Source organism: Haloferula luteola (assembly GCF_014201715.1).
GTDB classification, from domain to species: domain Bacteria; phylum Verrucomicrobiota; class Verrucomicrobiia; order Verrucomicrobiales; family Akkermansiaceae; genus Haloferula; species Haloferula luteola.
Genome location: NZ_JACHFD010000006.1, coordinates 206236 through 222983 on the forward strand (window position 1 = coordinate 206236; position 16748 = coordinate 222983).

The following is a 16748-nucleotide window of genomic DNA, read 5'->3' on the forward strand; positions in this document are numbered from 1 at the left end:
GCCATGACCCGGCTGCCCGGCATAGCTTCCCGCATGCGCCTGCCCCGCCTCCGTCCTGCCCTGCTCGTGGCGACATTGTTCGTCCCGCCGCTCGGCGCAGAGGACTTGGCCCAGCTCGAAGCCTACCGCCAAGGCATGGATGCCCTGTCCGGGGAACTTTGGCCGGTCGCCATCGCGCGCTTTCAAACAGCCCTGGAAGCCCCCGACCTCACCCCTGAGGACCTGCGCACCCTGCGCCTGCGCCTCGCAGAATCCCAGGTTCGCAACCAACAACCCGAGGCTGCCCTCCAAGCTCTCGCCGATCCCACGCTGGCGGAAGACCCCGAAGCCCTATTCTGGAAAGCTCAAGCCCTCACCGGTGCCGGTCGCTTTCAAGATGCCCTTGAGGTCTTTGCCCTCATCAAAGAAGGCTCTCCCCATTTCAAGGAAGCGCTGCTCACGCAAGCGTTGGTCGAGCGCTCCCTCGGCGACCTTGCCGGCGCGGTCGCCACCTTCGACCGCTTGGGGCGCGAACGCAACGCTCCCCTCATCGCCCGGCTGCTCAAGTCCGAAACCCTGCTCGAGGCCAAACAACCTCAGGCCGCGCTGGAAGCCCTGCCCAAACGCAGTGACCTGCCCGCCAACATTGCCAAACGAGCCGACTTCCTCCGCGGAGAAGCCCTCATCGATCTCGAACGTCCTGCCGAAGCGGAAACACTTTTCAACCAGCTCACGGAATCTCCCGAAGGCCAATCACTGCGCGACTTCCACCTCGCATCCATTGAACTCGCCCGCGCCCGACTGGCTCAGGGCGCCACCCAGCCCGCGGCCGATGGACTCCTGGCCTTCATCCAACTCCATCCGGATTCGCCGGTTCTGGATGCTGCCTTCTCCACTCTACTACGGTGTTTGCCCGAGCAACCCACTCCCAATGACCCCATCTTGACGCGACTTCGCGAATGGGCTCCCTCAGCCCTCACCGGGTCGCCCTCCATTCTGGGAGAATCGGGAAACGCCTCCGGCTCCTGGCCGGCCCTCCCTGTTGCCAGCGCCCAAAGCGTTGGCGCGGAAGCCCTTTACTACCTCGCCATTGCCACCCGCCAACTGGGCGTCGCCGATGCCTCCCTGCAGGCACGTCGGCTTCTCATTCGCTTGCGCCAAGAGTTTCCCCAACACCCATTGGTCGCGCGCTCGCTGCTCGATCTCGGCCGCTGGGACCTCGAGGCTGGCCGCAAAGATCAAGCCGCCGCTCACTTCGCTCTCCTTGGCAAACGCGGAGTCCCCTCCCCCGCCACCTTGCGGGCAGAAGCCCTCGCTCTCGAAGCCAGCTCGCGATTCAGCGATGGCGATTTCCAACAGGCCTCCACCCTCTTCCAAGAAGCCTCCACCCTTCTGGAAAACGAACAACAGGTCGCCGCCCAGCAAAATGCTGCCGTATCCCTCCTTGCCTCCGGGCAACTTGCGGCCTTCGACTCCCTCATCGAACAAGTCGCAGACCCCGAGCTCACCGCGCACCTAGCTCTGGAGCGTGGCATCTACCTCGCGACCCATCGCGATCCCGGCGCGCGGGCGGAGCTTGAGGCCTTCCTCGCTCAACATCCCCAACACCCTCGGGCCGCTGAAGGACGCCTCTATGCCGCTCTCGCAGCGGTCAACGCCGTCCCACCCGATCCCATCGCCGCCAAGGCTTTCCTCGACGCCATTCCTGCCGATGCCCGCAGCTCGTTGCCCGCTGCCACACTGACCTTGGTCGAGATTCGCCGCCTTCAGGCTCTCAGCGATTGGCCCGCCGCCGCCGCCCTCGCCGCCGAGTTCCTCACCCAACACCCCCAAGACCCAGCCCGCCCCTTGCTCCTTTACGAACGGGGCCGCGCCCTGTTCCAAAACAAGGACTTCAACGCTGCAGGGATCGTCCTCAAAACTCTCGTCCAGGAGTCACCCGACCACCCCGATGCCCCCGCCGCACTCCTGCTCGCCGCCCGCGCCGCAGCCGAAGGAGCCACCCCTCAAGCCCGCAAGGAGAGCATTGGGCTCTTCAAACAACTCGCCGAAAAGGACTCCCCCTTTCGCGATTTCGCACGGCTCGAACTCGCCGACCTCTACATCCTGCGCTCGCAGCTCGATGACGCCATCGCCCTGCTGGAGCCGTGGATGAAAGAACTCCAAGCCCAAGACCCGCTGCTCGTCGACGTTGGCCTCAAACTCGGCGAGGCCCTCTACGCCCGGGCGCAGGAAAGTCCTCAAGTTCTGGAACGCGCCCTCGCAGTTCAGGATCGTCTCCTCTCCATGCTCCCCGAGGACGCCTCTTCCCGACAGTCCGTTCTTTACCAAAAAGGCATGACCCTCGAGCAATTCGGAGACCGTGAAGATGCCGCTCTGGATGCCTACATGCAGGTCGTCCAGAATGCCTCTGAAGCCAAGGATGGCGATTGGAATGCCATCGAAGGTTGCGGCCGCAAAGCGCTCCTCATTCTTGAAAAACGAGAGCAGTGGTCCGCCGCCATGAAGCTCGCCAGTCGCATCGCCAGCCTCAACGGGCCCAATGCCGCCGAAGCCGCTGAGCGAGCCAAAAACCTGCGCTTGGAGCACATGATTTACGATCGCTGACGCTCCTTGCTCGCGATCGTCCCCACCTCACGGAAACCGCTCACTCCCCCGTGAGTTCGTCGAGCAAATACGGCTTCCAAGTCTCAAGATCAACGACCCCGAATCCCACCTTCCACTCCCACCAGCACCACGGAATCTTGCGCTCCTCCGCCGCGCTCCGCACACCCCGTGCATAACGACTCCTCGATTCCGGGTCAGCTTGCCGCACGCAGCCAAACTCCCCCAGATGCACCGGCCGACCAAACACCTGCGACCACTCTCGGGCCTTCTCTAACAAGCGAGTGACCGTCGCCAAGGACGATGGATTCGGTTCAACCGTTGGATCACTATAGTCCCTAAACCACGCCTGCAACTCGGGGTGACTCGATGGCGCCGACCGCGCGTCTCGCGGAGGCCCTGGAAATCGAACCTCTCGCACGTCCTCATAATGGACCCAACTGGCCTGTTGGTGCGTGAACGGGAACGGGTCGTAGGCATGAAAACTCACCATCACCCGCTTCTCATCCTCCGGAATCCATAACTGCCCGAGTTCGTCTGCTGATGCCCACCGCCCGGGATCCAGCACCACCATGCGCCCCGGATTCTCCGCACGAACGACCTTCAGAGTCTTTTCGTAAAGCCGATTCAATCGCTCTCCTTGGAGCCGCTCAGCCGGCTCATTGAGCAGCTCAAACATCAACTCCTTCGGCCAATCCCGGAAATGCCGAGAGATCTTTTCCCACCCCTCAACAAAGGCTCCCTCGTGCTTGTCAGGTTCGGCCGTCAGCTCCGCATATCCGTGCCAATCGAGCATCACCCACAACCCGCGCTGCAACGCCCGACGCATGACCGGCTCCAGAGCATCCAACAACTTTGGAGAAATTTCCCCATCCTCCCAGCGATGGTGCCAACCCACCGGCACCCGGATGTGGTCAAATCCCGCATCAGCAATGCGATCGATATCCTCCACGCCAAACGTCACCCCCCACGAATCCACCGGAGCCTCCCAGCAATTCCCCAAATTCACTCCCCGGACTAACTTCTCTGCTACCGCATGCGCAGGCGTCGGCTCGTCCATGCGCACCATTTTCCGCTCTCCTTTCGGCAGCGCCGCCATCGCCTCAAAATGCAGCACCACCGGCCGATCCTTCTTCAGCTCCAACTCCTGCACCAACGGCCGTCCCAACCAAGAGGCCCCCCGCGCCTCCCCCTCCAAAGGCCAATCGTTCTTCTCTGGATAGGCACTCCACGGAGACGTCCAACCCTCCACTCCCTTGGAAAAATCTCCATTCACCAAATCCGTGCCCTCCGCCGATACATCATCCCATAGCACCTCCTGACGCCACACCACCCCGGGCTCAGCTTCCTCCCAAGGACCACTCAAATGCAACTCCACCCGACCGTCTTCCCGCGGTGTGAAACGAATCGTCGCCTCGCACCACCTCCAGACATCGATCGGGAAACTCACATCTCGCCCCGCATCCTTCGCCTCTCCCGGATCCATCCACGATCCGTCCAGATTCACCGCAAACCCATCAAACAACTCGCTCCCCTCCAGAGGCTTCAACTGCAGCCGCGCCTGCGCCGCCCGTTGGATCGGAGCATCCGCACCCAGCGCAACACTAGCCCAGCCCACGAGGCAGCCGATCCATCCCAGTTTGACCCAAGTCATCATCGCTCACCGATAGTCTCTCCGAAGCTTGCCGTCACCCCCCGTCTTCGCTTGCCTCAGCCCATGGAACACCACGTCTACTTTTGGCTCAAAGAGGAACACCTCCATGCAGAGGATCGCGCCTCCTTCGAGGCCGGCCTCGATACCCTATTCACCATTCCCGGCTGCACCGGTGGATTTTGGGGACGGCCCGCCCCGGTCATGCCCCGCCCGGTCATCGACTCCTCGTGGCACTACGGCACCTCCATGCATTTCCCCGACGTCGAAGCTCAAGACACCTATCAGATCCATCCCACCCACACTGCGTTTATCGAGCGCTTCGCTTCATGGTGGGAAAAAGTTGAGGTCCGTGATCTCGCCAAGGGCTGACCACGGACCTCTCGCTCGCAACGGGCAACCTGAGCCCACTTAAGGAGTCGTCGCCCTCAACCGGACAAAGAGCCGACCCTGCGCGGCGAGCGAGCTTGGCAACGTCACCGTCACACGGTCGGGGGAATCCCCCTCGTTCACCTCGACCGCAACTCCTGACGTCGACGTTTCACTCGAAGCGCCCACGGCCACCCCCGTCCAAGGCCCGGCCAAATCCGAGGCATACTCGACCTCCAGGGCCGCCATCCCCAATGACTCTTCGACCCGGGTAAACTCCAGCACCCAGGCCCCTCCTTCGCCTGCCTGCCACACCCAAGGATTCCCATCCACTCCGCCCAGCGGGTCACCACCCAGAATCCACTCCAGGCCGTTCGCCAGCCCATCGCCATCGGGATCCTCTTCGAATCCCGCCTCACCGTCTAACCCGGCATCCGTCGCCCAAAGGTCATAGGGCGAAGCCACCGTCGTGGAGGTCAGTGTGATCTCATCCTGGTCCGCGTAGTGAATCACGAAGGTATTCGCCCCCGCGCTCACCGTCGCCCCTTCCGGCAGCCCCGCAAAAGTTCCCGAAAGGGAACCCTGATTCCAATCTGCGAGGGAAAACACCGTCCCTGCCGGGACAAGCCCTCCCCCCATCACCTGCACCTCGAGCGTCGCCCCTCCCAAACTCAAAGGACCACTCATCACCAACGTGTCGGAGTATCCCGATTCGCGATCCAAATCCACTGCCAACACCGCTCCCGACTCGAAGCTTAGGCGGCTCGCATAAAAGTATTCCGCTGAATTCTCGCCTGGCTCCAGACGCGCTCCCGAGTGAATCCAAACATCTGAAAAGTCACTGCTTCCATATCCAGCTAACGTCCCTTCTTCGATCACCGTGTCCCCGGTAAAGTCATTCAGACTGGTCACCACCAAAGTCCCGGGGCCTCGCTTGACCATCCCCCCATCCCCATCAATGCCACCCCGTAAAGCGATCTGATGGTCACCAGTGTCGATCACCAGATCCTCACCGTCACCCGTCAGCGTCATGGCCAGATCTGTGCTCCAGTCGGCCAAGGCTCCCAACGTGCCTTCACCCAACCGCAGCTCATACAACAGCGACGCCGACGTGATCCCGCCGCCGCCCACATTCAGGCGGCCACCCGACAAATCGTAGATGCCCGTCCCCGTATTTAAGTAAGCCCCCAACTCCAGAGTTCCTACATTCACCGTACCTCCGTTCTGGACGAACTGCGCTTCAATCGGTCCCAATGCCAGACCCAATCGCTTATTCGGAAGATCCAACACGCCCCCTTCGATACGATAGCTTGCTGTGGTGGCAGAGTCCTGGGTCGCCCCTACAAACAAATACTCGTGCCCCGTAGGATCAAAATGCACCATGCCGCCATTTTGCACCACCTCAGCGCTGCCACCATCACGACCCAGAACCATCGAATCCTGGATCGGGCCCACCACCGAAAAGGAGCTCCCTTCTTCAAAGATCACACTCGTGAAACTTCCAGCACCACTTCCCAGCCAAACCACATCCCCACCCGTTACGGTCGTCGATCCCGTAAAGTGCAAACTCGCGGATGTCGTCACCATCCCCGCAACTTCCGTATCACCCGAGAAGTCCACCTCGCCACTCTCCGCAAGCCAACGACCCGCGACCCGCGTCTCACCCGCGAACTCCGCCTCTATCGTCCCCGCTTCCAGAGCGAATTGCCCCCCAATCTGGCTCGTCCCAGCAAGTCGCAATGAACCGCCATCCATCCGCCACGATCCGCCAAGGTCCAAATCAACCTCCATGTTCAACGCACCGCTACCCGACTTCTCAAGCCCCGCTGCGCTGTCAATTTGACCACTCCCTGCCACGGTATAGTCCTGATTATCATTCGCCACCACGATCTTCCCCGGCGATACCGTTTCCTCCAAAGTCACCGACGGCAACGCAGACCCTGCATCATCAAACATCACCGGATCCCCGTCCGCAAAGGTCGCTGGCGATCCCGATTCCACCCAATTCGTCGAGGTGAAATCCCACCGGTTCACAGAACCGTCTCCCTGCCACACCAAATCGCGACGGCTGCTTCCGAAGACCACATCGGACCATGACTGACCGACCCGAATCTCATCATGCCGGACCGTCCTATTGTTGACAAAGGCCGCCATGGAAAGTCCGTCAAATGCCATGTCGGAAGCCCCCAAAACGGAGAGCGTCGGCACTCCCGGTTCCGTCGAAGAAACCGGGTTTTGGTAAACCATCACGTCGTCGGGCCCCTCTTTGAAATCGATTCGCACCACATAGAAATTCACGCCGGTACTCCCCGGCCCAATCGTCGTGGTGAACCCACCGGTGCGCAGCCCGACAATCGGCTGATTCGTATCATTCCCCACCCCTCCAATTCGGCCCGGATCGCCAAGGTCATCACGGTGGAACTCGAACTCGTAGAACAGACTCGCGCCATCCGGCTGCTGAAGAAAGCTGATATACAGAGTCTTTCCATCGGCACCGATGTCCCCATTTTCGTCGAGATATCCCGCCACGTCGAATACCCCGCCAGGCGAGGTATCCAGTAACCGGCCTGCCCTTTGCTGGTTCGGCATGTCCAAACTTTGACCGACCGACTCCTCATCAAACCCATTCGGAGCATTGGCAGCCGCCGTCAAACTGCCCTCCACCAAATTCCCTCCAAAGCCATTCACCCCTGCCCACGGAGCCCCCCACCCAACACCACCTTCCATGCCCGCAATGCGGTCCACCGGATAATCGAATCCTTCGTAGGCCAACAATCCCCCCGGGGCAGAAATCACCTCCAAAGTCGCCACCGCACTGGTTACAGTACCAGCATCATTCGTCGCTTTCAGAGTATAGTCCCCGGCATCTGCCGCCGACAGGTTCTCCAATTTCAGTCGCTCTTCCGTTCCGCCGGGAACCGGCTCGTCTCCCTTGAACCATTGGAAGCTCGGTTGGGGCAGACCATACACCCGAGCGGCAAGAGTCACACTCGTCCCTGCAAAGCCCTCAGTCCGAGACTTCGGTTCCGTCACCATCTCCGGGGCCACGTCCTCCGGCACCGTCACATCTTCCCAGCTGAGACCCATTCGAACCTCGTCGTGAGCCACAATCCGATCGCTATCGAATGCCCCGAAGGCGATCCCATCGAACGACATATCTGCCGCACCGAGGCGCACCAATGACGCCGTCTCGGGCTCCGTCAGCGAACTCGGATTCCGGTACACATAAACATCATCATTCCCTTCCTTGAAGTCGATCCGGACAACGTAGAAATTCACCTCAGTCGACCCCTCACCGATCGGCGTGTGCGTCCCGTTCGGGGCCCGCAGGTTCACCTGAGTCCCTCCCTGATCATTGCCGATCCCCGCAATGCGTCCCGGATCCCCCAGATTTCCCCGGTGAAACTCGAACTCATAATACTTCGAGGTGCCGTTGGGCTGTTGCAGAAAGCTCACATAGAGGGTCGTTCCATCAGCCCCCACACAGTGATTCGCATCAATCAATCCTGCTTTCCCAAGCGGACCGCTGGCAGAAATATCTACATTCCGTCCCACTCGGCGGGAATTGATCAGCAAGCAATGATTCCCCTCCGAATGCCCATCGTAGGCACCGGGAACCGCCGACTCTCCCAGAAGGTTGCCTTCAGTCACGTCGGCAGTTCCGTTGTTAACCGTGGTCCAGGCACCTTTCCATCCAAACCCTCCTTGGAGGCCGGTCAGGTTGTCAAAATCAGCAGCATAATCGAAGCCCTCATAAACGAGGGGTGCCGACCAAGCCGTGGTAGCCAAAACGGCAGGCAGACATGCCAACGGCAGGATTCCTATAGGAAGTCTCAAATGTGTTTTCATGGGTTAGAAACTTGGGTTCCACCAGATGAAAACAGCCACTCCCGCTTGGAAAACGGGAATGGCCGACTCGTAAAGAATCCTGCACTTACCGAGCAGGAAAGTTGACAGCCTAAGCTGACAAGATCTGCCGACTGGGATTTACGATTTCCACAGTTTTTCGATTTCTTCCAACGGACGACCCTTGGTTTCCGGCACCATGAACATCACCCAGAAGAGTTGGACGGCCATCATGAAGCCAAAAAACCCAAACACCACCGCAGGCGCAAACTTCTCCACCATTGACGGGAAAAACAGGGTCAGCAATGCAGCAAAAATCCAGTGAGTGAAACTCCCCAGCGAAGTCCCTTGAGCCCGATGCAAATTGGGGAAAATCTCCGAGATGAACACCCAGATCACCGCTCCCTGACCCACTGCGTGCGCGGCGATGAAGGCAAAGACAAAGTAAGGAACCAACGCGCCTGCACCGGTATTTCCTGCCTCGATCGCCGAAAAACTCCAGGCGCACAAACCCAGAGAAATGATGTACCCCACCGAGCCAATGAACAGCAAGGAGCGGCGGCCAAATCGATCAATCATCCACAACCCAACAAAGGTGAACACCAGATTGGTGAGACCAATGCCCACCGACTGCAAAAGCGCTGCATTCTTCTCTAGCCCCGCCATCTCAAAAATCCGGGGCGCAAAATACAACACCGCGTTGATCCCTGAAAGTTGATTGAAGAACGCGATCAGGAAGGCTAACAGAATCGGTGTCCGCAACCGGCGGCACCAAAACGGCCCCGCACTGGTCGATTGATCCGCCGCAGCGGCAATCTCCTCCACCTTCTCTGCGATCTCCGCATCGCTCGCATCCGGGTAAATCCTGCGCAAGATCCCTGCGCCCTCTTCCCGTTGTTGACGCTTTCCGATCAGCCACCGTGGGCTCTCCGGCAAACCGAAACACATCAGGCTATAAGCCAGCGCCGGGATGGCTTCCGCACCCAGCATCCAACGCCAGGCATTGTCGCCAAGCCCACTCAGCATCCGATTCGAAACAAAAGCGATCAAGATGCCAAACACGATGTTGAACTGGAACATCCCGGCCAAACGACCGCGTTTGTCCGCAGGGGCAATTTCCGAAATGAACAACGGTGCGACCACCGTCGAAATCCCCACCCCAAGCCCGCCGATAAATCGAGCTACCATGAAGCTATACACGCCACCGGCGAGTCCCGACCACACAGCTGAGACAAAATAAAACACCCCGATCCACAACAACGTTTGCCGCCTCCCCCATCGATCTGCGGGCCAGCTCGCCACCAGCGATCCGACCACCGTTCCCCACAGCGCCATGCTCATGGCCAACCCGTGCATCGTGGAGTCCAAACCCCATAATTGCTGGAAAGATTGCTCGGCACCGGAAATCACAACGGTGTCGAACCCGAATAGAAATCCCGCCAAAGCAGCGGTGATGGACCAATAGACGATTCGATTCATGAATGGGTTGATACTGGGTTGACGAAGCGTTTCAGGATCGAGCGCCATGCTCTCCCTCAACGCAAGCCGTCAGGGTGGCACCCTTCGCAATTGCCTTGGCAACTTTGACAGGCTGTCACCCCTACGGGCCGGTCACGACTGGGTTTTGGCTTTGCCGAATCGGCGACCGCGTGACCATGCATCAACGGATGTTTCCGAAGCTCCCTTTCCAGAAATCCCTGACAGCCTTGCTTCTTCTGGCAGGAACAACCTGCCTTCTGCAGGCTTCCCCGGTCACCACCGAATCGCTTCTGGAAGAAATGGGAGACTTCGACGCCATCGCTCGTTGGCCAGACCCCTCCTATGTCCAGATGCAGGCCAGCAGCCATGACCGGCGCACGATTTCACCTGATCAGGACGGCTGGTTTGCCAATGACGACCATACCCAATTCCTTCGAGAAGAAGAAATCGACGGGCGGAGGGAGAAAGTCATGCTCGATGCTGAAGGTCCCGGCGCACTCGTCCGATTTTGGTTAACCACCGTTGAGCACAAAGCCGGAACACTCCGCATCTACCTCGACCACACCACGAAACCGACCCTCGAGTTTCCCGCCTTCGATCTGATGTCCGGGGATCTGCCCATCAAAGAGCCATTCTTGCTCCCCCATCCCGGCTACACCAGAGATGGAAATGGCGGCAATACCCTTATGCTTCCCATTCCCTTTGCCCGCCACTGCAAGGTCACCTGGGAAGAACAGAGTTCCGGCCCCCGATACTACATTCTCAATTACCGCCGCTACGCACCCGGAACCGCGGTCACCACCTTTCGCCCTTCCGACCTCGTCAACTCCCAAGCCCACCTCGAGAACGTGGGCAGAGCCTTGCAGGACCCACCTTCTCGCGACGCGGAAGACCAAGTCCGCATCAATGGACCGATTCCCCCTGGCAGCTCCCACGAACGATCCCTTCCCTCTGGCCCAGCCGCAGTGACTCAACTCGAACTGCACCTTGAACCGCAGGATCCTCTTTTGCTGGCCCGCAAACTCCGCCGCACAATTCTCACTCTCACTTTCGACGGCGAACCGACCGTGTGGTGCCCTATCGGAGACTTCTTCGGCAGTGGCACCGGTCTCAATGCCCTTCAAAGTCACTACCGCACCGTCACCCAAGATGGACGACTCACCTGCCGCTGGACCATGCCCTATCGCCTGTCGGCCAAGCTCGGCATCATCAATCTCGACGACACCGCCACCTCCCTCCAGATAACCGCTTCCACAAAAATCTGGTCCTGGGATTCCCGCTCCATGCATTTCCACACCGCTTGGCATTCCGAGCGAGACCTCAGCACCCGGCCCCCTCGTGACTGGAGAGCTCTAGAGGTTCGAGGACGCGGCGTCTACGTCGGAGACACCCTCTCCCTCTTCAATCCCATCGCCACCTGGTATGGCGAGGGAGACGAGAAAATCGCCGTCGATGGCGACCCCAAGCTTCGCCACCTCGGCACGGGAACAGAGGACTACTACGGCTATTCCTTTGCCCCGCGAGGAATCATGCAAACCCCCTTCGCCAACCAAATTCGCGTCGATCACCGGGAGACCCAAGGGCACAACGTTTTGACCCGCACTCGCAATCTCGACGGAATCCCCTTTGAGACATCTCTCGATTTCGACCTCGAACTGATCTCCTGGCAACCCACTCACCTAGACGAGGCCATGGCTACCTCTTGGTACGCCGTTCCCGGAAGTCACTGCTCCATAGCCCCGGAACCCGCGCAAGCCACACTCCCCATCCCCACCCTCGAGCAAGCCATCAACCCTCCAACATTTCCCGACACCACTGAGGCCGAATTTCTCCCGATCCTCGAATCCAGCCCCGGTCTCAAAACCGAGATTCAGGATATGCGCGCATTCGGCTTTCGTGCTTGGAGCATGGGGGCCCAACTCCTTGGACGATCCCAAAACCCTGGCGACTTCATCGTTCTCGACCTCCCCGCAGGCGGGCTCACCACCGCGCGCATCGAACTCCTCGCCACTCAAGCCCCTGACTACGGCAACCTTCGTTTGACCGTCAACAATCAACCTTCCTCTCAACGTTTCTCCGGATATGCGAATCGGGTCCAGCCCGGCCCCCCCCTATCCCTCGGAACCTTCACTGCAGTCGATGGACACTTCAAAATTCGCATCGAAGTGACCGATGCTGAACCTGCCACGACCGGCGAACGATATTTCTTCGGCATCGACGGCTTTCGACTTCTCCCACCTCGCTAAAACCATCAGGCCGCCCTCCGTCGATCACGCAAGGGCGGCCACCATGAAACGTGAGCCAATTATGCCCGGCGACGCCGCAAGCCGATCAACCCAGCTAAGGCACCAAGCCAACACGTCGAAGGCTCAGGGACCGTATACATCGCTTGCAGGCCATTAAATGGGGCCTCATTCGAGCCTTCTCCATTGTCATAGAACACGGTGATCGTTCCGGTAGCGTCCGCCACCAAACCACTCAGCACAACATAGTCTCCCCCCAAGGTGAGAGTGTGTGCCTGAGGATCCCCCCCATCCGTGGTGATCGTTCCCGTCGTGGTTGCGGTGTGGAGCCCGTTGATATCCGTCACAGAAAATTGGGTATCCCGGTTCAAAGTATCACCCGCACCGTACAGGTAAAGATCCACCAGAGTTCCGGCACCAAAGCCCGAAATTTCCACGGAACGAGGATCCTCGAAACCGATCAGATAGTCCCGCATCAAATTCACGGCGTCCGTTGCCACCGCTCCTAGGTTCGTAGTCCCTTCAAGGATCCCAAACGCCCCAGTTCCATTCGGTCCCGCGGCCTGCACTGTAACCGAGAGCGCCGTGAGCCCCCCCTGAGAATCGAGCAGCCCCGATTGCGTCACCGAGGTCGTCCAAAACCCGAACTCCCCGGGAGGTCCGGTGAATGCCGTATCATCCACGACTTTCACTTCATTCCACACCGTCCCACCATCCGGTGCGGCCGCCGTTCCCGAATACTGGGCCGTCACCTCGCCATCCGGGTGATTGCCGGTGAGACCGAAATCGAGGTTTACCGTCACCGCCATAGCTGCCGGGCACATCCCCCATCCCAACGCGGAGATCGCGCCGAGAAGAAGCCTTCTTGAGTTGGGTTTTTTCATCATGATGCATTGGGTTCAATCTCCGGCAATGGGTCCGCCGGGATTCCCCCCATCATTCTGCCTCACCCCTCCTCCTCGAAACTTGAAAACAGGCCTGCCACTCCAATCCTGACATCACAGGATGGTCATCCTGATGTTTGCCGAGGACAACTCCATGATCCCCCTCCAAAAAAAGTCGCCACGTGACCCACCACGTGGCGACTTCCTCAACCCGGGTGCAAACCCGAAAACGATGGATCCCTTATTTCCAGGCCGAACTCATCCGATAGCCTGCTAGCGACTCGAAATGCACCGCTCCACCCTCCGCGATCACCTCTACGGGGACACCCTCCTGCCGCACATAACGAGCAACATAGGTTCCATTCACGAAGATTTCGACCGTCCCCACATCCGAGAAAACCTGAAGTCGAACCTTTCCCCCGTCCAACACCTGCTCTCCCTCTGCCCCACTGAAGGTGTTGCGCTCACGATCCCAAACAAACGACTCCCCAAACAACTTCAACCCGAAACGAGCCGCATCGGACTTCTCCACGTCCACCACCGCTTCGATCTCAAATGCCTTCCCCTCCACCGCTGAGAGTGGGTTTTTTCCTCCCGCAGCATAGCTTACCTCCTGCGGAACAAAAATCTCCTCCCGCAGCGACTTCACCTCTGCCGACGGCTCGATCCAAAGTCGTTCCTTGCCCTCAAAGCTCCTCAACGAGAAATCCATCGGTAGCGACATTTGCAGACTGAATGGAGCACCCTCGAATGCGGCAATATCACCACGCATCCAGCCGACGTGAACCCGGCGCCCATCAGGAGCATGATCATACGATTGGCCCGCATACACATTCCCCCAGTAATGGCGCTGTGGATCACCGCTCGCCGTGAAGGTCCGGCCATCGAATTCACCGAGTCGGTACACCCCATTCGCTCCCCATACCACCCAACGGGTCTTTTCATCATCTCCATCCACCTTTAGGGGAAACAAATCCGGGCACTCCGAATCTCCCGGAATATGATACGTCGACGTCTGCTCCCAATCCACCAGATCCTTGGAAACATGGATCCCGTATTCGTCCCCATCGTGATAGAGCGCCATCACCCAACTTTTCGTCGGTTCATACCAGAAAATCTTCGGGTCGCGGTTGCCGCCCACAATGTGCTCGATCACCGGATTGCCCGCAAACTTGATGATATTACGACCACCATCGTTGCTGAAAGCCATCGCTTGCGTCGCCTTCTTCCCGGGAATCACACTTCCCTCACCCCATGCCGTGTAGGCAAATCCCAAGCCGTGGGACGAGGTGATTGGCAATGCGCTCTGGTCCCTCGGCACCACGAATCCAGAACCGGAAAACATCACCCCTAGCTCATCGGGCCACAATGCAGGAGGCATCTCCTTCCAATGAAAAAGGTCCTCACTCACCGCATGACCCCATGTCATGTTGTCCCAGAAAATATTGTAGGGATTGTGCTGGTAACTCAGGTGCCACTTCCCATCGGCATACACCAATCCGTTCGGGTCGTTGATCCATCCACGGCGACTTGTAAAGTGGTACTGCGGGCGTCGTGGTTCTTGATAAATCACCTCCTCCCCAGGGAACGTATCGGAAAGCACTACCTGGCTCCACGCCTTCTCCATTTCCCCGGGAATCCTTCCCGTCACTCGGATCTTTTTGCCCATCAAGCGTCCCATATCACTGAAGACCCAAAAATCCGGCTTCTCGGAGAGCGCAATATTCGCATAGCTCATCCACCCGTCTTCTCCGTGGAACTCAAAGCGCTGACGCTTGGCTTCATCCCGCGTCACCGGCCACAGCAAATAACGCTTCGTCACCTCGAAAGTGTGCTCCGCCTGCAACACCCGCGGCCGCTCGCTCTGCTGGAAATGATCGACACTCAAATGCCCCCAGCCGCCTCGGCGACGATCCAGCACCTCAAGCCGGACCTCTTCCCCTTGCAAATCACTCAGATCCCACGTCTCCCACTCCAGCCTCTCACTGCCTCCGGGATTCACATTTTTCCCCGTGGCCTGGCGCAGCACCTTCCCCTGTCGAGAAACCAACTGCACACAGGTTTCCCCTTCAAACCCTCCTCCTCCGATCAGGAAATTCAAATACGCTCGCTCCACCTTCCAGAGCGGGGAGCGCGCTTTGCCCAGCGCGTCATCACCTCCGTGATAACTGCTCAGGTAACCCTGCCCTTCGAATCCCGTGACCTCCATCTGCTGCGGCAAGGCCCCCGTCGCTGGGACATCCCCAAACGCCGATCCAGTCACCTTCCAATCTCCAAAATGACCGCCATCAAAATCGGCGACTATCACATCTTCGGCCGCCCTCAACGGTCCGGAGGTCATCGTACACAGGGCGGAAGTCAGCAGCAGAAAACGAATGGAACGCATCATGGGCAATGGACGTGTGGGTAAGTTGCCACCCATTACGGCTTCCTTGCAAAGCCACCTTTCACCAATCAGACACCGCTTGACATGGCAGGTTCAAGAAGCTGTAAAGCTCAGCCCTCGATGAAACCCAATGATGCGCTTCGGCCACGATTCCAGGAAATCGCCGGCCAGATTCGCGAAGACCTTGCCGCAGGCCGCTATGGCTCGGAAGGTCGCATGCCCAGCGAATCCCAACTCACCCAACGTTTCGGCGTCTCCCGTCCCACCATCGCCCGTGCCCTACGGGTTCTCTCCGACGAAGGCCTGATCGAACGCCGCGCCGGCTCCGGAACCTTCGCACGCCCCGGCGGTCGACTCTCCGTCAACAGCAAGCTTTTCGCCCTGCTCATTCCCGACCTCGGCAATACCGAAATCTTCCAACTCATCTGCGGGGAACTCGCCTCCCTCGCCCGCATGCACGACTACGGCCTCGTCTGGGGAAACTCGGAACATCCCCGACTCGATCCCGAACTCACCGTCCAGAACGCCATCCAACTCTGCCGCCAATTCATCGACCGAAATGTCTCCGGCGTTTTCTATGCCCCGCACGAACTCGTTCAAGAGAAGGAGGAGGGCAACCGCCAGATTCCGGTCATGCTCCGCGAAGCCGGCATCCCCGTCGTCCTCATCGATCGCGACCTTTCCTCGTTCCCCTCCCGGAGCAACTTTGACCTTGTCGGCGTCGACAACGTCGCGGGCGGATTCATGCTCGCCGATCATCTCCTCAAACTCGGCTGCACTCGCATCCACTTTGTCGCCAAACCCCTCTCCGCCCAAACCGTCGAGGCACGCATCGCTGGCGTCCGCGAAGCCCTGGCCCGTCGCCAAGTGCTCCCCGACCAAAATTGGATTCACATCGGTCACCCAGAAGATCGCCGATTTGTGAAGAACCTCCTCGGACCTGCTAGACCCGAAGCTTACATTTGCGCCAACGACCACACTGCCGCACTTCTCCTCCGAGAGTTTCAGAAGCTCGGTGTCCGCGTTCCCGAAGACATCCGAGTGACTGGTTTCGATGATGTGAAATTCGCGACACTCGTTTCGCCACCTTTGACCACCATCCAACAACCTTGCCGCGAAATTGCTCTCAAGGCATTCCGTGCAATGCTGGACCGGGTTGCTGACCCCACCTTGCCTGCTTGCCACATGTCGCTCACTCCTCGACTGGTCATTCGAGACTCCTGTGGTGCCTACCTCCCCAGCAAACCGACGGAAAAAAACGTCAATCCTTGGACGAAAGCGTAAGCCCTCTGGCGCGGCCCACCCTC

The 16748-nt window shown here is 59.2% G+C and carries 9 protein-coding genes; 4 read left to right on the forward strand and 5 right to left on the reverse strand.

Translation table 11 applies throughout. The features are described 5' to 3' along the window. The first annotated feature begins 33 nt into the window (after positions 1–33). Positions 34–2586, forward strand: coding sequence for a tetratricopeptide repeat protein (locus HNR46_RS08125; protein WP_184017597.1), 2553 nt, complete (start codon positions 34–36; stop codon positions 2584–2586). Between the two features lie 40 nt (positions 2587–2626). On the opposite strand, the gene HNR46_RS08130 is transcribed toward HNR46_RS08125, so the two are convergent. Next, positions 2627–4240 carry a glycoside hydrolase family 5 protein gene (locus HNR46_RS08130; RefSeq protein WP_184017599.1) on the reverse strand — a complete coding sequence of 538 codons (1614 nt, stop codon included), beginning with the start codon at positions 4238–4240 and terminating at the stop codon, positions 2627–2629. A gap of 60 nt (positions 4241–4300) precedes the next feature. Between HNR46_RS08130 and HNR46_RS08135 the strand changes: the two genes are divergently transcribed. Further along, positions 4301–4606 (forward strand): Dabb family protein, encoded by a 306-nt coding sequence (locus HNR46_RS08135; RefSeq protein ID WP_184017601.1) that lies wholly within the window; start codon positions 4301–4303, stop codon positions 4604–4606. 39 nt (positions 4607–4645) lie between these two features. Here HNR46_RS08135 and HNR46_RS08140 read toward each other — a convergent pair whose 3' ends face one another. Both HNR46_RS08140 and HNR46_RS08145 read right to left on the reverse strand, forming a co-directional pair. Next, entirely contained in the window at positions 4646–8452 is a 3807-nt protein-coding gene (locus tag HNR46_RS08140; protein ID WP_184017603.1) for an immunoglobulin domain-containing protein, read from the reverse strand. Between the two features lie 138 nt (positions 8453–8590). Further along, on the reverse strand, positions 8591–9928 hold the full coding sequence (locus HNR46_RS08145) for a sugar porter family MFS transporter (RefSeq protein ID WP_184017605.1): 1338 nt from the start codon (positions 9926–9928) through the stop codon (positions 8591–8593). 188 nt (positions 9929–10116) lie between these two features. Here HNR46_RS08145 and HNR46_RS08150 point away from each other — a divergent pair, with 188 nt between their 5' ends. Next, a complete protein-coding gene (locus tag HNR46_RS08150; RefSeq protein WP_184017607.1) occupies positions 10117–12174 on the forward strand; it encodes a glycoside hydrolase family 172 protein in 2058 nt (685 codons plus the stop codon). Between the two features lie 59 nt (positions 12175–12233). On the opposite strand, the gene HNR46_RS08155 is transcribed toward HNR46_RS08150, so the two are convergent. Beyond that, complete coding sequence (locus HNR46_RS08155; protein WP_184017609.1) at positions 12234–13058, reverse strand: PEP-CTERM sorting domain-containing protein; 825 nt, start codon at positions 13056–13058, stop codon at positions 12234–12236. A 238-nt stretch (positions 13059–13296) separates the two neighbouring features. Continuing rightward, a complete protein-coding gene (locus HNR46_RS08160) occupies positions 13297–15444 on the reverse strand; it encodes a glycoside hydrolase family 32 protein (RefSeq protein WP_184017611.1) in 2148 nt (715 codons plus the stop codon). Positions 15445–15561: 117 nt separating this feature from the next. Here HNR46_RS08160 and HNR46_RS08165 point away from each other — a divergent pair, with 117 nt between their 5' ends. Further along, positions 15562–16725, forward strand: coding sequence for a GntR family transcriptional regulator (locus tag HNR46_RS08165; protein ID WP_184017613.1), 1164 nt, complete (start codon positions 15562–15564; stop codon positions 16723–16725). Positions 16726–16748: the final 23 nt, after the last annotated feature.